Raw genomic sequence first — 18,394 nt, forward strand, 5'->3', positions numbered from 1 at the left:
TCCAACGGGGGCGGGGCTCGGGGCCTCTGCGCCGATTATGGGCCCTTGGGCAGGCGCAGCACCTCCAGCATTTCCCTGACGAAGCACTGACATTTCTGAGAGTGGACACAAAAAAAACCGGGGCAAGCCCCGGTTCTGTGGGTGTTGGGCAGGTGTCAGGCCTGCGGGGCCTGGGCCGCCTGGCGCTTGCCGCGGGCACGGATGTTGAGCACCTCGACCACCAGCGAAAACGCCATCGCGGCGTACAGGTAGCCCTTGGGCATTTCCTGGTCGAAGGCCTCGGCCGTCAGGGCCATGCCCACCATCACCAGGAAGGCCAAGGCCAGCACCTTGACGGACGGGTGCTTGTCCACGAACTCACCGATCGGCTTGGCCGCCACCAGCATCACGCCCACGGAGGCCACCACGGCGGCCACCATCACGCCGATTTGGTCCACCATGCCGACGGCGGTGATCACCGAGTCCAGCGAAAACACGATGTCGACCACGGCGATCTGGCCGATGATCATCCAGAACAGCTTGTTGCCGGCCGACTTGACCGTGGCCGCGTCGGTGGTGGGCGGGACGTGCTGCTCGCGGGCTTCGACTTCCACGAAGATTTCGTGAGAAGCCTTGTACAGCAGGAACAGGCCGCCGAACAGCAGCACCAGGTCGCGGCCGCTGAAGCCCATGCCGAGCACGCTGAACAGGTCGGCCGTCAGGCCCATGACCAGGCTCAGGGTGAACAACAGGGCCAGGCGCGAGGCCATGGCAAAGCCCAGGCCAAGCCGGCGGGCCCGGTCGCGCTGTTCGGGGGGCAGGCGCCCCACCAGGATGGAAATGAAGATGATGTTGTCGATGCCCAGCACGATTTCGAGCGAGGTGAGCATCGCAAACGCGATCCAGACGTTGGGGTCAAGCAGCAGTTCCAAGGGGAGGTCCTTTCTTCGATCAAAAAACTCAAAAGCCCGGATTGGGCGGGGTCATGCGGCGGGCGCGCTGGCCAGAATCTGTTGCACCAGGGGGTGGTGCTGCCCGTGCCGGTTGCGGATGGCGTGGATGTCTTCGCGCACCGCCTCGCAGCGGCCGAGCAGGGACAGGCCTTTGAGCAGGCCCACGTCGTCGGCGCCCAGCCGGCTCACCGGAAACACCCCCAGGCCGCGGGCGGCAAAGACCGACAGGAGCGCGCTGTCCTCGAACTCGCCCACCACGTGTGGGCGCAGATCCAGGTCCTGGAACCAGCGGTCCAGGGTGCTGCGCAGCACCGAATGCCCGGTGGGCAGCAGCACCGGCACCTCGGCCAGACAGGCGGGAAACGCGGCCTGCCGGGCCGCATCGACCCACTGGGCCGGGCCGTACCAGTCCACCGGGGACGACACCAGCCGGTCGCTCACCAGGCGCAGGTTGGGGTTGGGGGGCGCGCCGGCCCCGGCCAGCACCAGGTCCAGCTGGTGCAGGGCCAGTTCGCCCAACAGGGGGGCGAATTCGCCCTCGTGGCAGACCAGGTGCAGGCCCGGGGTGCCGAGCACCGGGCCCAGCAGGGCGTGCGCTGCCAGCTTGGAGATGCCGTCGGACAAACCCACCCGCAGGCCGACCACCCGTTGGCGCGCAGCGGAGGCGACCGCCTGCGGCAAGCCCTGGCCGATCTGGAAAATCTCTTCGGCCTTGGCAAAGGCGGCCTCGCCGGCCTCGGTCAGGCCCACACCCCGGCCCACCGGCTTGAGCAGTTGGTGGCCCAGGTCGCGTTCCAGCTCGCGCACCTGGGCACTGATGGTCTGGATGGCGACGCCCAGGCGTTCGGCCGCCCGGGCGAAGCCACCTGCCTTGCCCACGGTCCAGAAGTAGTAGAGGTGTCGGTAGTTCAGCATGGCTGCCATCTGGCGAACCCGCAATTATCCCATTGCATCACTTCGGTTTTTACGAAGTATTGATCAGCCCTTGGTCGCGTCGCGCCCAGGGTTCAAGGCTGGGACGCCACCAGTCGCACCGGCAAGGCCGTGCGCTTGAGGACGCCCCCGCGGGCTTCGCCGGTGCTCAGGTTCACCGCCCAGGCGTGCAGAAACGCGATCGGCGAGGACGCCACCGCATCACTCCCCTGGGCGATGTTGCCATAGCGGTAGGGGTTGGCCGCGGCCTGCTGGATGCTGACGCTGCCGCTCCAGTGCCATTGGCGGGGGGCGCCCGGGAACCACGCGGCCCCACCGTCGGGGTGTTGCTGGAGTTGCTGGGCCAGGTGCTTGAGTTCGGCGCTGTGGGGCAGGCGCCAGGGCCGCCCTTCGGCCTGAGCACGGGCCGCGGCGGCCTGTTGGGCCTGGGGGTGGTCCAGCGCCTGGGGACTGCCCACACAGGCGTGGCCATCCCAGTCGGCGCCGACGGCACAGCGCCGCCAGACCAGGCGCGCCGCCACGTCCTGCACGCAGCCACCGTCGTCCGACAACTGCCAGGGCGGCGGCCCGGCCACGGACGGGAGTGCGCCACAGCCGATCAGGGCCGCCAGCGCCAGGGAGCGGGGGCGCAGTGTGGAGTTCGGTCGCGGCATCGGTCGTCTTCCCAGCGTGGACACGCGCGGATTGTAAAAGCCGCTCCGTACAATCCGGCGCACCGACCGCCCCGGCGCGGACCCGCCGCTCACGGCCCTTTTGTGCACAACCATGGACCTCCTGCAACTGCTGATTGACTTCATCCTGCACGTCGACCAGCACCTCGCCAGCTTCATCGCCACCTACGGCGCCTGGGTCTATGCCCTGCTGTTCCTGATCATCTTCACCGAAACCGGCGTGGTGGTCATGCCCTTCCTGCCGGGCGATTCGCTGCTGTTCGTGGTGGGTGCCCTGGCCGGTGCCGGCCTGCTCCACCTGCCCCTGGTGATGGCGCTGCTGCTGGTGGCCGCGGTGCTGGGCGACCAGACCAACTACACCATCGGCCGCCATTTCGGGCCACGGGTGTTCCAGTGGGAGAACTCGCGCTTCTTCAACAAACAGGCGTTCGACCAGGCCCACGCCTTTTACGAGCGCTATGGCGGCATCACCATCGTGCTGGCGCGCTTCATGCCTTTCATCCGCACCTTTGCGCCCTTCGTGGCCGGGGTGGCCGCCATGACGCGCAGCAAGTTCACCGCCTTCAATGTGGGCGGGGCGGTGCTGTGGGTGGTGGGCCTGACGCTGGCCGGCTACTGGTTCGGCAACCTGCCCTGGGTGCAGCAGAACCTGAGCAAGATCATCTGGGCGCTGATCATCGTGCCGGGCCTGATCGCCTTGTTCGGTCTGTGGCGGGCCAAGCGGGCCGAGGCGGCGGCCCCCTGAAGCCACGGAGGGGTTCGGCACGTGGTGGGCCCCGGGTGATGGCCGTGACCCGGCGGCAAAATGTCACGGCAACGACGTTTGAAGGATGGCCCCACGCCATCCCCCCCTACAATCCGCCCTGGAGTATTCGCGTTGCGTCAAGATAGGCGCGCTACCAAAAAGGAGACAGGCATGCTGATTGGGGTTCCCAAGGAGACGTTTGCGGGCGAGAAACGGGTGGCGACAGTGCCCGATGTGGTCGAAAAGCTCGTCAAGCTGGGCTTTTCCGTCCAGGTGGAAAGTGGCGCGGGTGACGCGGCCCATTTTGCCGACGACACCTACCGTGCCGCGGGTGCCACCGTGGTACCCGACGCCCACACCATTTGGGGCCAATCCGACATCGTCTTCAAGGTGCGCCCCCCCGCCGCCGAAGAAGTGGCGCAGTTGCGCGAAGGCGCAGCCCTGGTCGGCTTTGTGTGGCCGGCGCAAAACCCCAACTTGATGGCGCAGCTGCAGGCCAAACAGGCCACCGTGCTGGCCATCGACTGCCTGCCGCGCCAGCTCAGCCGTGCGCAGAAAATGGACGCGCTGACCTCGCAGGCCGGCGTGAGCGGCTACCGCGCCGTCGTGGAAGCGGCCAACGCCTTCGGCCGCTTCTTCAACGGCCAGATCACCGCCGCGGGCAAGGTGCCCCCGGCCAAGGTGTTCATCGCCGGTGCCGGCGTGGCCGGTCTGGCGGCCATCGGCACCGCCGCTAACCTGGGCGCCATCGTGCGCGCCAACGACACGCGCGCCGAGGTGGCCGATCAGGTCAAATCGCTGGGCGGCGAGTTCGTGAAGGTGGACTACGAGGAAGAAGGCTCGGGCGGTGGCGGCTACGCCAAGGTCATGAGCGAGGGCTTCCAGGCCGCGCAGCGCGCCATGTACGCGCAGCAGGCCAAAGAGTGCGACATCATCATCACCACCGCGCTGATCCCGGGCAAACCCGCGCCCAAGCTGATCACCGCCGAGATGGTGCAGAGCATGCGCCCCGGCAGCGTGATCGTAGACATGGCGGCCGAGCAAGGCGGCAACTGCGAACTGACCGTGCCCGGCGAGGCGGTGGTGCGCCACGGCGTGACCATCGTCGGCTACACCGACCTGGCCAGCCGCCTGGCCAAACAAAGCTCCACGCTGTATTCGACCAACCTGCTGCGCCTGACCGAAGAGCTGTGCAAGACCAAAGACGGCGTCATCCACGTCAACTTTGAAGACGATGCCATCCGCGGCCTGACCGTGGTCAAAGAGGGTGAGCTGACTTGGCCCGCCCCGCAGCCCAAACTGCCGCCTGCGCCCGCAGCCAAGCCCGCCGCGGCCGCCGCCCCGAAAGCGCCCGCGCACGGCCACGGCCCGGGCGAGCCCATGTCGGCCAAATCCCTGGCCACGGTGTTTGGCGTCGGCGCCGTCCTGTTCTGGTTGGTGGGCTCGTTCGCGCCGGCCAGCTTCCTGTCGCACTTCACGGTGTTTGTGTTGGCCTGCTTCGTGGGCTACATGGTGGTGTGGAACGTCACGCCCTCGCTGCACACCCCGCTGATGAGCGTGACCAACGCCATTTCTTCCATCATCGCCATCGGGGCGCTGGTGCAGGTAGCGCCGCCGCTGGACGCGGTGGGCGCGGCCAACCGGCCCAACAGCCTGATCCTGGGCCTGGCGCTGGTGGCGCTGGTGCTGACCGCCATCAACATGTTCGGCGGTTTCGCCGTGACGCGTCGCATGCTGGCCATGTTCCGCAAGTAAGCCACCACCAGAACCCGGAGCGAACATGACTGCCAGCCTGTCCACCATGGCCTACATCGGGGCCACCATTCTTTTCATCCTCAGCCTGGGGGGCTTGTCCACCCCGGAAACCGCCCGCCGCGGCAACCTGTTCGGCATGGCCGGCATGGCGATTGCCGTGCTGGCCACCATCCTGGGGCCCCGGGTCACCGGCGATGGCGTGGCCTACATCGTCGTGGCCTTGGTCATCGGCGGGGCCATCGGCCTGCTGGCCGCCAAAAAAGTGCAGATGACGCAGATGCCCGAGCTGGTGGCGCTGATGCACAGCCTGGTGGGCCTGGCCGCCTGCCTGGTGGGTTTTGCCAGCTATGTGGACACGTCCGTCGCCTTCACCGGCGCCGAGAAGGTGATCCACGAGGTCGAAATCTACGTCGGCATCCTGATCGGCGCGGTGACCTTCAGCGGCTCCATCGTGGCCTTTGGCAAGCTGTCGGGCAAGATCGGCGGCAAGCCTTTGCTGCTGCCCGGCCGCCACTTCCTGAACCTGATCGCGCTGCTGGTGGTGGTCTGGTTTGGCCGTGAATTCGTGGCCGCGCACGACGTGAGCGCCGGCATGACGCCGCTCATCGTCATGACCGTGATCTCGTTGCTGTTCGGCATCCACATGGTGATGGCCATTGGCGGCGCCGACATGCCGGTGGTGGTGTCCATGCTCAACAGCTACTCGGGTTGGGCTGCTGCCGCCACCGGCTTCATGCTCAGCAACGACCTGCTGATCGTGACCGGCGCGCTGGTGGGGTCCTCGGGCGCCATCCTGAGCTACATCATGTGCCGCGCCATGAACCGCAACTTCATCAGCGTGATCGCGGGTGGTTTTGGAGGCGGCGCACCCAAGCCCAAGGCCGAAGGCGGTGCCGCCGAGCCCCAGGGCGAAGTGCAACCCGTCGGCTCGACCGAAACCGCCGAAATGCTGCGCGAGGCCAAGAGCGTCATCATCGTGCCCGGCTACGGCATGGCGGTGGCCCAGGCCCAGCACACGGTGTTCGAAATCACCCAGCTGCTGCGCGAAAAAGGCGTGGACGTGCGTTTCGCCATCCACCCGGTGGCGGGCCGCATGCCCGGCCACATGAACGTGCTGCTGGCCGAAGCCAAAGTGCCCTACGACATCGTGATGGAAATGGACGAAATCAACGCCGATTTCCCCGAGGCCGACGTGTCCATGGTCATCGGCGCCAACGACATCGTCAACCCCGCGGCGCAGGACGACCCGAGCAGCCCCATCGCCGGCATGCCGGTGCTGGAGGTGTGGAAGGCCAAGACCAGCATCGTGATGAAGCGCAGCATGGCCAGCGGCTACGCCGGCGTGGACAACCCGCTGTTCTACAAAGAGAACAACCGCATGTTGTTTGGTGACGCCAAGAAGATGCTGGACGAGGTGCTGAACGCGCTGCGCGCCTGACCGCGCCTCGAACCGCCCACGGGCCAGCCCTTCGAACGGGGGCTGGCCCGTTTTTTTTCGGTGAGGCGGATGGCTTAAACTGCCGCCATGAGCGAACGTTGGAAACCCAGTGCCACCGTGGCGGCCGTCATTGAAAAAGACGGCCGTTTTTTATTGGTGGAAGAGCACACCCCGGAAGGCCTGCGGCTGAACAACCCGGCCGGCCACTTGGACGAAGGCGAAGGACTGATCGACGCCTGTGCCCGCGAGGCACGCGAAGAAACCGCACACGCGTTCACGCCCACCCAGTTGGTGGGGGTGTACATGTCGAAATTCCACCGGCCCGCCCGGGATGGCAGACCCGCCGAAACCTTCACCTACCTGCGCTTTGCATTTTGCGGGCAGTTGGGCGATTTTGACCCCCAGCAGCCGCTGGACACCGGCATCGTGCGCACCGTGTGGATGACGCCCGAGGAAATCCGGGCCTGCCCGGAACGCCACCGCAGCCCTCTGGTGCTGCGCTGCATGGAGGACCATCTGGCCGGCCAGCGCTTCCCCCTGTCGCTGATCTACACCCACCCCTCCGTCACCCAGCCTTGACCCATGGCCATCAAGTCCACCATCTTCAAGGCGCACCTGCAGATCGCCGACATCGACCACAACTACTACGCCGACCACGCCCTGACCCTGGCCCGCCACCCCAGCGAAACCGACGAGCGCATGATGGTGCGGCTGGTGGCGCTGGCGCTGAACGCCCACGAACTGCAGGACGCCTGCGGCGGCGACGGCACCCTGGCCTTTGGTGCTGGCCTGTCAGACCCGACCGACCCGGACGCCCACCTGACCGACTTCACCGGCCGCAAGCGCCTGTGGATCGAGGTCGGCCAACCGGAAGACAAGCCCCTGGCCAAGGCCTGCAGCCAGGCCGACGCGGTGCGCGTCTACCCCTTTGCCAGTTCGGCCGATGTGTGGTGGAAAGGCATTGAAAGCAAGCTGACCCGGCTGGACAAGCTGCAGGTCTGGCGCCTGCCGACCGACGCCGCCCCGGCCCTGGCCGGCCTGGCCGAACGCAGCATGCAGCTGCAGGCCACGCTGCACGACGGCGTGCTGACCCTGAGCAGCGACAAAGGCAGCGTGGCGCTGGAGCCGCAACGCTGGAAGTGAGCGGCGCGGGAGCTGGTGGCCTCAGCCCACCAGCCGGGCCAAGGCCGCCAGCGCCGCGGTTTCGGCGCGCAGCACGCGCGGCCCCAGGCTGACCGGGGCAAAACCGCTGGCCAACAAGCGGGCCTCCTCGGCGGTGGACAGGCCGCCTTCCGGCCCGTGCACCAGACACACCGGGACACCGGCGGCTACGCCGACCGGACCAGGCACGGCCACCGGCAAAGGCAAAGAACCTGCCGCCAAGGACAGGACCCCGCGCCAGACGCCCTCGGCCGGTGGCGCCTCGCGCAGCCATTCCTCCAGCGTGCGCACCGGGTGCACCGTGGGCACGCGGTTGCCGCCGCATTGCTCGCAGGCGCTCACGGCCACGGCCTGCCAGTGCGCCTGCTTTTTCTCGGCGCGCTCGCCTTTCAGGCGCAGCACGCTGCGCTCGGTCATCAGCGGCTGAAGGCTGGCCACGCCCAATTCGGTGGCCTTTTCCACCAGCCAGTCCATGCGGTCGTTGGCGGGCATGCCCACGGCCAGGTGCACGGCGCGCCCCGGTTCGCGTTCGGTGGGGGTGTGCGCCAACGCCTCCACCTCCACGCTGGTGCGGCCCATGCGGGTCACGGTGGCGCTCCATTCGCCGCCCCGCACCGGGTCGCCAAACAGGGTGATGGCGTCGCCCGGCTGCAGACGCAGCACCTGCACGTGGCGGGCGCCTTCGGGACTCAGCTCGAACGCCTGCCCAGGCTGCAGGGCGGCGGGGTGGTGGATGCGGGGCATGGGCAGGACCGGCTCACATGCGGCCGTAGGCGAAGCCGCTGGCGGCCTCCCAGCCTTCGACCTTGTCGATCAGGCGCAACAGCGGCCCCAGTTCGCGGTAACGCAGCGCGGTGCTGCGGATGTAGTGGATGAAGCGCGGCGCGTCGGCCAGGTACTTGGGCTTGCCGTCGCGCAGCGTCAGGCGCGCGAAGATGCCGGCGACCTTCAGGTGGCGCTGCAGCCCCATCCACTCCACCGCGCGGTAAAAGGCGCCAAAGTCCTCGCTCCAGCCGTCAAAATCCATCAAACCCGCTTTGCGCGCCTGCTCCCAATAGCGGATGGTCACGTCCAGCACCATGTCTTCCTCCCAGCTCAGGAAGGCGTCGCGCAGCAGGCAGGCGATGTCGTAGGTGATGGGGCCGTAGACCGCGTCCTGAAAATCGAGCACGCCCAGGCGCTGGTTGGGGTCGTCGGCGCGCGGCAGCATCAGGTTGCGCGGCATGAAGTCGCGGTGCACGAATACGCTGGGCGCGGCCAGGTTGCGTGCGACGATGGTGGCGAAGGTCTGGTCCAGGGTGGCGCGGCTGGCGTCGTCCAGCGCCACGCCCTTGTGCTGGGCCAGGTACCAGTCGGGAAAGAATTGCAGCTCGCGGCGCAGCAGGGCTTCGTCGTAGGCCGGCAGCACGCTGGGGCGCGAGGTCTGCTGCCAGGCCAGCAGGGCCTGGGTGGCGTCCTTGAAGTGGGGCAGGGCATCGGCCGGGCGTTGCGGGTCGAGCGCGGTGAGTAGGGTCTGGTCGCCCAGGTCGCTCAGCAACATGAAGCCTTGGGCTTCGTCCCAGGCCAGGATGTCGGGCACGCGCACGCCGGCGGCGCGCAGCAGGGCGGCCACGTCCACGAAGGGGCGGCAGTTTTCCTTCTCGGGCGGGGCGTCCATCAGCACCAGCGAGCCGCCGCCGTGCGCGGCGTCGCGGTCGGCACGGAAGTAGCGGCGGAAGCTGGCGTCGGCCGAGGCCGGCCGCAGGGTCTCGGGGCGCAGGCCCTGGGCCGCCACCTGGGTCTGGAACCAGGCGGTGAAGGCGACCTGGCGGGCGGCGTCGCTCCAATCGATGCCGTGGGAAGCGGGAGGTGCGGTGTGGGACATGGAAGTGGGCGCCGCGGGGCGGCCTTGAGGCTCATGGATAATGGGCGCTTATTCTACGAACGCGCGCGCGGCGGCGCGTGCCAGCCCCCGCCACTGCCCCTGCCCATGCCCGTCTTGTCCCGTTTGCCCGACCTGCTGCGCGCCCTGGCCCCCGCCCCCCGCTGGACCGCCCTGGCCTGCTTGTGCGTTTCGGCCTGGCCGGCCGGCGCCACCGAAGCCGCAGGCGCCGATTGGCCGCTGCAGATGAGCGACCGGCTGGCCGAAAAACTGCCCGGCGCTGCCGGCAGCGCCGCCCCCACCTTCGTCTACGGCGAGCGCATCAGCGGCCAGACCGGGGTGAACACCGTGGTCGAAGGCCAGGCCGAACTGCGCCGCCACGACACCGTGTTGCGCGCCGACCGGCTGGAGCACCTCCAGGCCAGCGACACCGCCATCGCCGAAGGCCAGGTGCGCATCAACCGCCTGGGCAATGTGTTCGAGGGCCCGGCCCTGCGGCTCAAGCTCGACACCTTCGAGGGCACGTTCCAGCAGCCGCGCTTCCAGCTGTTGCGCAACGGCGGTGTGGGCGACGCCAGCCGGGTCGATTTCGTCCACCAGGACCTGGCCGTGGCCCACGACGTGCGCTACTCCACCTGCCAGCGCCCGCCCCTGGGCAACTGGATGCCGGACTGGCTGGTCACCGCCAGCCGCATCGAGTTCGACAACGTCGAGGAAACCGGCACCGCCACCAACGGCGTGCTCAGCTTCAAGGGCGTGCCCATCCTGGCCTCGCCCTGGGTCAGCTTTCCCCTGTCCGACCGGCGCAAGTCCGGCGTGCTGCCGCCCACCATCAACCTCGACAACCAGAGCGGCCTGGAAGTCACCCTGCCCTACTACCTGAACCTGGCCCCCGACCGCGATGCCACGCTCTACCCTACGGTGATGAGCAAGCGCGGCCTGGACCTGGGCGGCGAATTCCGCTACCTCGACCGCGACTACGCCGGCACCCTGCGCGGCTCCTTCATGGCCTCGGACAAGCTGCGCAACGAAGACCGCTGGGCCCGCACCGTGCAGCACAACCACCGCTTCGAATCGGTGCCGGTGCTCGACCGCGTCGGCCTGCGCCTGAACCTCAACCGCGTCAGCGACTACAACTACTGGCGCGACTTCCCCCGCACCAGCACCTCGCTGACGCAACGCCTGCTGCCGAGCGACGCGGTCGTCACCGCCCAGCGCGGGGCGTGGTCGTTCTCGGCCGGGGCCTACACCTGGCAGACCCTGCAGGACGTGGACGCCCCCATCGTCGCTCCCTACGACCGGGTGCCCTCCATCGGCCTGCGCCACAACCCCAGCCGCTTCACGCTGGCCGGTCTGGACAACTGGCGCTGGTCGCTGCTGGCGGACACGACCCAGTTCCGCGTGGACCGCGCCGCCAACCCCAACGGCGTCAACGGCACCCGCAGCCTGGCCGTGGCCAAGCTCAGCCGCGCGTGGCAGGCGCCGGGCTGGTACGTCACCCCCGGGGTGCAGCTGCACACCCGCAGCTACCAGTTCGACCAGGCCCTGGGCAACGGCCAGCGCAGCGCCAGCTACGCCCTGCCCACCTTCACGCTGGACAGCGGCCTGTTCTTCGACCGCGACACCACTATCTTCGGCCGCGCCGTGCAGCAGACGCTGGAACCGCGCGCCTACTACGTCCAGACGCCCTACCGCGACCAGAGCTTCCTGCCGGTGTACGACACCGCCGCCTACGACTTCAACCTCGCCACCATCTTCACGCCCAATCCCTACGGGGGGCACGACCGCATCGCCGACACGCGCTCGCTCACCCTGGGCCTGACCTCGCGCCTGATCGAACCCGACACCGGCGCCGAACTGCTCAGCCTGGGCGTGGCCCAGCGCATCCGCCTGCGCGACCAGCTCGTCACCCTGCCGGGCGAAACCGTGGCCAACGACCGCCTCAGCGACCTGCTGGTGGGCGCCTCCATCAACTGGGTGCCGCGCTGGTCTTTCAACGGCACGGTGCAGTTCAACCCGAAAGACGGCGAATCGGTGCGGACCACGCTCGGCGCCCGTTACCACCCTGGCAATTACCGCGTGTTCAGCGCCGCCTACCGCCTGCAAAAAGGCAGCAGCGAACAGATCGACCTGGGCTGGCAGTGGCCGCTGAGCGACCTGTTCAGCGGCCCAGCCGCGCCCGACCTCGGCGCCGGCCGCGGCCTGGGGCCGGGCCACTGGTACAGCGTCGGCCGCCTGAACTACAGCCTGCAGGACCGCCGCGTCGTCGATCTGGTCGCCGGCTTCGAGTACGACGGCGGCTGCTGGATCGGCCGGGTGGTGCTGGAGCGGCTGCAGCAAAGCCAGAGCAGCGCGAACCAGCGCATCCTGTTCCAGCTCGAATTCACGGGCTTCTCGCGCATCGGCTCCAACCCGCTGCAGACGCTCAAGAACAACATCCCGCGCTACCAGTACCTGCGCGAGGACATCAACCCGCCGAGCCGCTTCGAACGCTATGAATAAACCCACGCTTTTGGCCGCCGCCCTGTGGCTGGCCCTGACCGGCCCGGCCGGGGCCCAGTCGCTGCGCGCCAGCCCCGCCGCCCTGCCCACCACCGGGGTGGTGCGCGGCGCCGAACACATCGTCGCCCTGGTCAACTCCGAACCCATCACCAGCGGCGACGTGCGCGCCCGCATGGCCCGCGTGCAAGCACCCGAAGGTGGCAGCCTGCCCCCGCGCGAGGAACTGGCGCGGCAGGTGCTGGAGCGCCTGATCCTGGAAAAAACCCAGTTGCAGTGGGCCGCCGAGATCGGTGTCAAGGTGGACGACAACGCCTTGAACGACGCCGAACAGAACGTCGCCCAGCAGAACCGCCTGACCCTGCCGCAGCTGCACGAGCGCCTCAAAAGCGTGGGCCTGACGCCGGCCGCCTTCCGCACCAACCTGCGCAACGAACTGCTGCTGCAGCGCGTGCGCGAACGCGAAGTGGACAACCGCGTGCGCATCAGCGAGCAGGACATCGACGCCTACCTGCGCGAGCACCAAGGCGGCGCGGCCGACCAGGCCGTGCTGCACCTGGCCCAGGTCCTGGTGGCCGTGCCCGAAAACGCGCCCGAAGCCGAAGTGGGCCGCCTGCGTGCCCGGGCCGAGCAGATCGCCCGCCGCGCCCAGGCCGGTGACGACTTTGCCACCCTGGCCGGCGCCTTCTCGGACGGCCCCGAAAAGCAGGCCGGCGGCCAGCTCGGCGCGCGCCCGGCCGAACGCTACCCCACCCTGTTCGTCGACGCCACCCGCAACCTGGGCGTGGGCGGCGTGAGCGCCCCGGTGCGCAGCGGTGCGGGCTTCCACATCCTCAAGGTGCTGGAAAAGCGCAACCCCAAACTGCCCGACACCCACGTCACCCAGACCCGGGCCCGGCACATCCTGCTGCGCCCGACGGCGCAACTCAGCCCCCAGGCCGCGGCCGAACAGCTGGCCCGCTGGCGCCAGCAGATCGCCAGCGGCCAGGCCACCTTCGAAGAGCTGGCCCGCGCCCACAGCCAGGACGGCTCGGCCCAGCAGGGCGGCGACCTGGGCTGGGCCGTGCCCGGCCAGTTCGTGCCCGAATTCGAGCAGACGATGAACGCCCTGGCCCCCGGGCAGGTGTCCGAACCGCTGCAATCGCGCTTCGGCCTGCACCTGATCCAGGTGCAGGAACGGCGCCAGGCCGAGGTGAGCAAGCGCGACCAGCGCGAATGGGTGCGCAACGTGCTGCGCGAGGAAAAGATCGAGCGCGCCTACGAGGAATGGGCCGCCGACCTGCGCGCCCGCGCCTACGTCGAGTTCCGCGAGCCGCTGCAGTGAGCGCCGGCCCGCACCGCGCGCGCAAGCGCTTCGGCCAGCACTTCCTGTCCGATGGCGGCATCATCGACGCCATCGTGCGCGAAATCGCGCCCAAACCCGGGCAGTTCGTGGTCGAGATCGGCCCCGGCCTGGCGGCGCTGACGCAGCCGCTGGTCGAACGCCTGGGCCAGCTCACCGTGGTCGAACTCGACCGCGACCTGGCGGTGCGCCTGCGCGCCCACCCCCAGCTCACGGTGATCGAGTCCGACGTGCTGCGGGTGGATTTCCGCGCCCTGGCCGCCAGCCGACCCGAGCCCATGCGCGTGGTGGGCAACCTGCCCTACAACATCTCCAGCCCCATCCTGTTCCACCTGCTGGGCGTGGCCGACGTGGTGCAGGACCAGCACTTCATGCTGCAAAAAGAGGTGATCGACCGCATGGTGGCCCAGCCCGCCAGCGCCGACTACGGCCGCCTGAGCGTGATGCTGCAATGGCGCTACGCCATGGCCAACGTGCTGTTCGTGCCGCCCGAGAGCTTCGACCCGCCGCCGCGCGTGGACAGCGCCGTGGTGCGCATGGTGCCACTGGCCCAGCCGCCGGTGCTGAACTTCGGCCTGCTGGAAGAACTGGTGCAGGTGGCGTTTTCGCAGCGCCGCAAGCTGCTGCGCCACAGCCTGGGGCGCTGGCTGGAGGCGCGCCAGTTCGGGGGCGCGTTCGACCTGCAACGCCGCGCCGAGGAAGTGCCGGTGACCGAGTACGTGACGCTGTGCCAGGCCATGGCGGCCTGAGTTTCCCCTGAGCAGGCGCCAGCCCCACAAAAGCCCACAAAAAAGCCGCTGCACTGCAGCGGCTTTTTGCATGGCCCGGCCTTTGGGCCGATCAGGCGGCGGTCAGCCAGTAACCCGCGTTGAACGGGCTGCTCATGCGCAGCGCCTGCGGGCTCACGTCCACCAGCTTGTCGGTCAGCAAGGGTTCGTCGCTGGTGGTTTCCAGGTCGGCGGCCTTGGGGGCGCGCGCCACCGAGAAGGAGTAGAAGCAGCGGAACGGCACCTTGCGGTCGTTCCAGTAGTCGGCGACGTCGCGGAAGATGTCGAGCAGCTGCTCGCGCGCTTCCTTGTCGAACTTCGGGCTGGTGGGGATGTGCTCCAGCACCACGATGAAGCCGGTCTGCGGGCCCGACTTGTGCACCACGTCGGTCATGCAGTCGTACAGGGCGTCGAAGTTCTTACCGTTGTGCGCGGGCAGGGTGTATTGCTGGGAAATCAGGTCCAGCACGTCCTGCTTGTTCTGGGCGGTGGCCAGGTTGGCGTACAGGAAGTGGTGGCCCAAGTGCTCGGCCGCCCCCTCCAGGTCCCTGACCGTGTGGGCCCGGATCGACTGCACGATGTTGGTCCGCACGTTGCGAAGTGGCGTGTCCATTTCCACGTTTCTTTCAAATTCTCGGTTGACGATCTCGGGGCCGTTCACTGCACGATCTTCTTGAAGCTCGCGTAGTGATCGGCGGTGTAGTAACAGGCTTCAGGCGCTTGGGGCCGCGGGCCGCCGCACACGATGCGCCGGGCACCGCGGTGCTGCACGCCCGGGGTCGGCACGGTGTATTCGCGGTAGTAGCCACGGGTCTGTCGGGGCAGCAGCCGTTCGCGGTTGAAGAAGGTGGTGCCGTCTTTTTCGTAACGGAACGGGCCACCCCGGTGGATCTGACGCCAGACCTCCTGCCCCTGCACCGGCAGGGCCACCCACGCGATGACCGCAACACCGTCACGGACACCGGCTTCTTCGACCGGACCGCGCGCCCACGCACCGGCACCGGCCAGCATTCCCAGCACGAGCCAGCCAGTGACCCACCACGCCGACCGAGACCGTTGACCGAACATCCAAACCTTGTGTCTGAAGCCTCGGGAACCCCGGCCACATGCCCGGGTTAACCCTGAAATTCAAGGGCGCAAGTGTGCCGCAAGCGGCCCCAAAAAGCAAGAGGCCGCCCCAGTGATGGGAGCGGCCTCCAGGGTTTTTGCTGCACTGCGGCAGCACCTGTGCTAAGCGCGCGGCAGCTACAGAGAGTGTGCGCTCACTGCGACGCCTGCCCCACGGCGCGCGGACCCACATTGGCCTCGGCCACGGTCAGCGCGGTCATGTTGACGATGCGGCGCACGGTGGCGCTGGCGGTGAGGATGTGCACCGGCTTGGCCACGCCCAGCAGCATGGGGCCGATGGCGATGCCCCCGCCCGCCGCCGTCTTGAGCAGGTTGTAGGAGATGTTGGCCGCGTCGATGTTGGGGCATACCAGCAGGTTGGCCTCGCCGGCCAGCGTGCTGCGCGGCATGGTGCGGGTGCGGGCCTCGGCGTCCAGCGCCACGTCGCCGTGCATCTCGCCGTCCACCTCCAGCCAGGGCGCCTGTTCGCGCAAGATGGCCAGCACTTGCCGCATTTTGACGGCAGAAGGCTGGTCGGACGAACCGAAGTTGGAGTGTGACAGCAGCGCCGCCTTGGGCGTGATGCCAAAGCGCATGATCTTGCGCGCCGCCATCTGGGTGATCTCGGCCAGCAGTTCGGCGCTGGGGTCGTAGTTGACGTGGGTGTCCACCAGGAAGACCTGGCGCCCCGGCAGCATCAGCGCGTTCATGGCGGCGTAGCAGTGGGCGCCCGGGCGCTTGCCGATCACCTGGTCGATGTACTGCAGGTGCATGGGGCTGGTGCCCCAGGTGCCGCAGATCATGCCCTCCACGTCACCGCGGCGCAGCAGCATGGCACCGATCAGGCTCAAGCGGCGGCGCATCTCGATCTTGGCCAGCTGGGCGGTGACGCCGCGGCGCTCCATCAGCTGGTGGTAGGTCTGCCACAGCTCGCGGTAGCGTTCGTCGTGCTCGACGTTGACCACGTCGTAGTCCGCCCCCGCCTTCAGGCGCAGGCCGAACTGCTCGATGCGCTGGGCAATGATGGCCGGGCGGCCGATCAGCGTCGGGCGCGCCAGGCCTTCGTCCACCACGATCTGGCAGGCGCGCAGCACGCGCTCCTCCTCGCCCTCGGCGTAGGCGATGCGCTTGTGCGGTGCTTTTTTGGCGATGGTGTAGACCGGCTTCATCATCGTGCCCGAGGCGAAGACGAAGCTCTGCAGCTTGTCGCGGTAGGCGTCGATGTCGGCGATCGGGCGCAACGCGACGCCGCTGGCGGCGGCGGCCTGGGCCACGGCCGGCGCGATCTTCATCATCAGGCGCGGGTCGAAGGGCTTGGGAATGAGGTATTCGGGGCCAAAGGCCAGCTTTTCACCGGCGTAGGCCGCGGCCACCACCTCGCTCTGCTCGGCCTGGGCCAGGTCGGCGATGGCATGGACCGCGGCGATCTCCATCTCGTCGGTGATGGTGGAGGCGCCCGCGTCGAGCGCGCCGCGGAAGATGTAGGGGAAACACAGGACGTTGTTGACCTGGTTCGGGTAGTCGGTGCGGCCGGTGGCCATGATGGCGTCGTCGCGCACCGCTTTCACGTCTTCGGGCGTGATTTCGGGGTTGGGGTTGGCCAACGCGAAGATCAGTGGGTTTGGGGCCATTTTGGCCACCATGTCTTGCTTGAGCACGCCGCCGGCGGACAGGCCCAAGAAGATGTCGGCGCCTTCGATGACCTCGCTCAGCGTGCGGGCGTCGGTCTTCTGCGCGAACACCGCCTTGTCCGGGTCCATCAGTTCGGTGCGGCCTTCGTAAACCACGCCGGCCAGATCGGTGACGTAGATGTTTTCGCGCGGGATGCCGAGCTTGACCAACAGACCCAGGCAGGCCAGCGCCGCCGCGCCCGCGCCGGAGGTGACGAGCTTGACCTGCTTCGGGTCCTTGCCCACCACCTTCAGGCCGTTCATCATGGCCGCGCCCACCACGATGGCGGTGCCGTGCTGGTCGTCGTGGAAGACCGGAATCTTCATGCGCTCGCGCAGCTTGCGTTCGACGTAGAAGCAGTCGGGCGCCTTGATGTCTTCGAGGTTGACGCCACCGAAGGTGGGCTCCAACGCCGCGATGATGTCGACCAGCTTGTCCGGGTCTTTCTCGTTGATCTCGATGTCAAACACATCGATGCCGGCGAACTTTTTGAACAGGACGCCTTTGCCTTCCATCACCGGCTTGGCCGCCAGCGGGCCGATGTCGCCCAGGCCGAGCACGGCGGTGCCGTTGGTGATGACCGCCACCAGGTTGCCGCGGCTGGTGTATTTGAAGGCATTGACCGGGTCGGCGACGATCTCTTCGCAGGGTGCGGCCACGCCGGGCGAGTAGGCCAGCGCCAGGTCGCGCTGGTTGGTGAGCTGCTTGGTCGCGGCAATCGCGATTTTGCCGGGGGTGGGCTGCTCGTGGTACTCGAGGGCGGCGCGGCGCAGTTCGGCGCGCCTGTCTTCTCTTTTTTGTGTCATGGCTTGCAACTCCACATTATGAAAAACACAGGACTACCATTGTAGGCCGCCCCCACCACCCTGCCCACTCGGGAAAGCCACAGGTGGGGCAGGGCAGTGTTGACTTTTGTGCACGAACGCGGGACAGCCCGGATGGGGCGTGTGTGCGAACGGCTGCGTTTATCAGCACAACACCACGGCGTCGGGCAGTTCGTTGGGATTGCCCTGGCCCGCGGGCACCGGGAAATGGCGCTCCAACAAGGCCCCGACCCCATCGACCACGGCACCCAGGCCCGTCTCGAACGCCCCCTGGCGGAAGGCCTCGGTGAGCGTGGCCACGTGGGCCTGCCACTGGGCGCGATCGATGAAGGGGGCCAGCCCGCGGTCGGCCACGATCTCGATGGCGCGCTCGGCCAGCAGCACGTAGATCAGCACGCCGTTGTTGTGCTCGGTGTCCCACACGCCCAACCGGCCGAACCAGTCGCGGGCACGCTGCCGGACGAGGCCGGGCAGGGCCGCCTGGGTCGGTGGCGGCCACAGGCACGACAGCGGCAGGCCCGCCTCCACGCACACGCGGATTTCGCCGCTGTGGCGCTGTTCGCTCTGGGCCACCCGCGCCGCCAGGCGGGCGGCCGCGGCCGGGGGCAGGGCGCGCCGGCTGTCGCTGGCGTCCAGCCAGGCGTGGCGCAGGATGCGTACGCAGCGTTCCATCTCACCACCCCCCCGA

General features: G+C 68.3%; 16 protein-coding genes and 1 pseudogene. 8 read left to right on the plus strand and 9 right to left on the minus strand.

The genetic code is table 11. From position 1 onward, the window contains the following. Nucleotides 1–155 precede the first annotated feature (155 nt). The 3 genes from CON77_RS02595 to CON77_RS02605 form a co-directional block, all read right to left on the minus strand. Nucleotides 156–911, minus strand: coding sequence for a TerC family protein (locus CON77_RS02595; protein ID WP_101047544.1), 756 nt, complete (start codon nucleotides 909–911; stop codon nucleotides 156–158). Nucleotides 912–962: 51 nt separating this feature from the next. Next, nucleotides 963–1,847, minus strand: coding sequence for a LysR family transcriptional regulator (locus tag CON77_RS02600; RefSeq protein ID WP_101047546.1), 885 nt, complete (start codon nucleotides 1,845–1,847; stop codon nucleotides 963–965). A 92-nt stretch (nucleotides 1,848–1,939) separates the two neighbouring features. Then, nucleotides 1,940–2,518, minus strand: coding sequence for an Lcl domain-containing protein (locus tag CON77_RS02605; RefSeq protein WP_157826825.1), 579 nt, complete (start codon nucleotides 2,516–2,518; stop codon nucleotides 1,940–1,942). 112 nt (nucleotides 2,519–2,630) lie between these two features. Between CON77_RS02605 and CON77_RS02610 the strand changes: the two genes are divergently transcribed. The 5 genes from CON77_RS02610 (at nucleotide 2,631) to CON77_RS02630 (ending at nucleotide 7,617) form a co-directional block, all read left to right on the plus strand. Next, nucleotides 2,631–3,281 (plus strand): DedA family protein, encoded by a 651-nt coding sequence (locus CON77_RS02610; RefSeq protein ID WP_101047548.1) that lies wholly within the window; start codon nucleotides 2,631–2,633, stop codon nucleotides 3,279–3,281. 171 nt (nucleotides 3,282–3,452) lie between these two features. Further along, the gene (locus CON77_RS02615) at nucleotides 3,453–5,036 is read left to right on the plus strand and encodes a Re/Si-specific NAD(P)(+) transhydrogenase subunit alpha (protein ID WP_101047550.1); all 1,584 of its coding nucleotides are present in this window, start codon (nucleotides 3,453–3,455) and stop codon (nucleotides 5,034–5,036) included. Between the two features lie 25 nt (nucleotides 5,037–5,061). After that, nucleotides 5,062–6,474, plus strand: coding sequence for a Re/Si-specific NAD(P)(+) transhydrogenase subunit beta (gene pntB / locus CON77_RS02620; RefSeq protein WP_101047552.1), 1,413 nt, complete (start codon nucleotides 5,062–5,064; stop codon nucleotides 6,472–6,474). Between the two features lie 87 nt (nucleotides 6,475–6,561). After that, nucleotides 6,562–7,053, plus strand: coding sequence for an NUDIX hydrolase (locus CON77_RS02625; RefSeq protein WP_101047554.1), 492 nt, complete (start codon nucleotides 6,562–6,564; stop codon nucleotides 7,051–7,053). Nucleotides 7,054–7,056: 3 nt separating this feature from the next. After that, complete coding sequence (locus CON77_RS02630) at nucleotides 7,057–7,617, plus strand: YaeQ family protein (RefSeq protein WP_101047556.1); 561 nt, start codon at nucleotides 7,057–7,059, stop codon at nucleotides 7,615–7,617. A gap of 21 nt (nucleotides 7,618–7,638) precedes the next feature. On the opposite strand, the gene CON77_RS02635 is transcribed toward CON77_RS02630, so the two are convergent. Both CON77_RS02635 and CON77_RS02640 read right to left on the minus strand, forming a co-directional pair. After that, nucleotides 7,639–8,379 (minus strand): 16S rRNA (uracil(1498)-N(3))-methyltransferase, encoded by a 741-nt coding sequence (locus tag CON77_RS02635; protein WP_101047558.1) that lies wholly within the window; start codon nucleotides 8,377–8,379, stop codon nucleotides 7,639–7,641. A 13-nt stretch (nucleotides 8,380–8,392) separates the two neighbouring features. Beyond that, nucleotides 8,393–9,499 (minus strand): aminoglycoside phosphotransferase family protein, encoded by a 1,107-nt coding sequence (locus CON77_RS02640; RefSeq protein WP_101047560.1) that lies wholly within the window; start codon nucleotides 9,497–9,499, stop codon nucleotides 8,393–8,395. 105 nt (nucleotides 9,500–9,604) lie between these two features. Here CON77_RS02640 and CON77_RS02645 point away from each other — a divergent pair, with 105 nt between their 5' ends. The 3 genes from CON77_RS02645 to rsmA are packed head-to-tail and all read left to right on the plus strand — an operon-like array spanning nucleotide 9,605 to nucleotide 14,086. Next, complete coding sequence (locus CON77_RS02645) at nucleotides 9,605–11,998, plus strand: LPS-assembly protein LptD (protein WP_101047562.1); 2,394 nt, start codon at nucleotides 9,605–9,607, stop codon at nucleotides 11,996–11,998. 10 nt (nucleotides 11,999–12,008) lie between these two features. Further along, a complete protein-coding gene (locus CON77_RS02650) occupies nucleotides 12,009–13,319 on the plus strand; it encodes a peptidylprolyl isomerase (RefSeq protein ID WP_232788375.1) in 1,311 nt (436 codons plus the stop codon). Further along, nucleotides 13,316–14,086, plus strand: a complete 771-nt coding sequence (gene rsmA, locus CON77_RS02655) for a 16S rRNA (adenine(1518)-N(6)/adenine(1519)-N(6))-dimethyltransferase RsmA (protein ID WP_232788376.1) — start codon at nucleotides 13,316–13,318, stop codon at nucleotides 14,084–14,086. The genes CON77_RS02650 and rsmA overlap by 4 nt, the downstream gene beginning before the upstream one ends. A 235-nt stretch (nucleotides 14,087–14,321) precedes the next feature. Here the strand turns inward: rsmA and CON77_RS02660 are convergent. The 4 genes and pseudogenes from CON77_RS02660 to CON77_RS02675 form a co-directional block, all read right to left on the minus strand. Continuing rightward, nucleotides 14,322–14,717, minus strand: a pseudogene (locus CON77_RS02660) (barstar family protein); the annotation flags it as partial. Between the two features lie 44 nt (nucleotides 14,718–14,761). Beyond that, complete coding sequence (locus CON77_RS02665) at nucleotides 14,762–15,115, minus strand: guanyl-specific ribonuclease (RefSeq protein ID WP_101047570.1); 354 nt, start codon at nucleotides 15,113–15,115, stop codon at nucleotides 14,762–14,764. 251 nt (nucleotides 15,116–15,366) lie between these two features. After that, complete coding sequence (locus CON77_RS02670) at nucleotides 15,367–17,688, minus strand: NADP-dependent malic enzyme (RefSeq protein ID WP_101047572.1); 2,322 nt, start codon at nucleotides 17,686–17,688, stop codon at nucleotides 15,367–15,369. Nucleotides 17,689–17,850: 162 nt separating this feature from the next. Continuing rightward, nucleotides 17,851–18,378 carry a TPM domain-containing protein gene (locus CON77_RS02675; RefSeq protein WP_101047574.1) on the minus strand — a complete coding sequence of 176 codons (528 nt, stop codon included), beginning with the start codon at nucleotides 18,376–18,378 and terminating at the stop codon, nucleotides 17,851–17,853. Between the last annotated feature and the right edge of the window lie 16 nt (nucleotides 18,379–18,394).

Source organism: Macromonas nakdongensis, from assembly GCF_002837145.1.
Classification (GTDB): Bacteria; Pseudomonadota; Gammaproteobacteria; order Burkholderiales; family Burkholderiaceae_C; genus Macromonas_B; species Macromonas_B nakdongensis.

Excerpts from the sequence above, each read along its gene's own strand:
- CON77_RS02640 (WP_101047560.1), bottom strand. The coding sequence starts at position 9,499 with ATGTCCCACACCGCACCTCCCGCTTCCCACGGCATCGATTGGAGCGAC.
- CON77_RS02645 (WP_101047562.1), top strand. The coding sequence starts at position 9,605 with ATGCCCGTCTTGTCCCGTTTGCCCGACCTGCTGCGCGCCCTGGCCCCC.
- CON77_RS02635 (WP_101047558.1), bottom strand. The coding sequence starts at position 8,379 with ATGCCCCGCATCCACCACCCCGCCGCCCTGCAGCCTGGGCAGGCGTTC.
- CON77_RS02625 (WP_101047554.1), top strand. The coding sequence starts at position 6,562 with ATGAGCGAACGTTGGAAACCCAGTGCCACCGTGGCGGCCGTCATTGAA.
- pntB (WP_101047552.1), top strand. The coding sequence starts at position 5,062 with ATGACTGCCAGCCTGTCCACCATGGCCTACATCGGGGCCACCATTCTT.
- CON77_RS02605 (WP_157826825.1), bottom strand. The coding sequence starts at position 2,518 with ATGCCGCGACCGAACTCCACACTGCGCCCCCGCTCCCTGGCGCTGGCG.
- CON77_RS02670 (WP_101047572.1), bottom strand. The coding sequence starts at position 17,688 with ATGACACAAAAAAGAGAAGACAGGCGCGCCGAACTGCGCCGCGCCGCC.
- CON77_RS02610 (WP_101047548.1), top strand. The coding sequence starts at position 2,631 with ATGGACCTCCTGCAACTGCTGATTGACTTCATCCTGCACGTCGACCAG.
- CON77_RS02600 (WP_101047546.1), bottom strand. The coding sequence starts at position 1,847 with ATGCTGAACTACCGACACCTCTACTACTTCTGGACCGTGGGCAAGGCA.
- CON77_RS02675 (WP_101047574.1), bottom strand. The coding sequence starts at position 18,378 with ATGGAACGCTGCGTACGCATCCTGCGCCACGCCTGGCTGGACGCCAGC.
- CON77_RS02615 (WP_101047550.1), top strand. The coding sequence starts at position 3,453 with ATGCTGATTGGGGTTCCCAAGGAGACGTTTGCGGGCGAGAAACGGGTG.
- CON77_RS02630 (WP_101047556.1), top strand. The coding sequence starts at position 7,057 with ATGGCCATCAAGTCCACCATCTTCAAGGCGCACCTGCAGATCGCCGAC.
- CON77_RS02665 (WP_101047570.1), bottom strand. The coding sequence starts at position 15,115 with ATGCTGGCCGGTGCCGGTGCGTGGGCGCGCGGTCCGGTCGAAGAAGCC.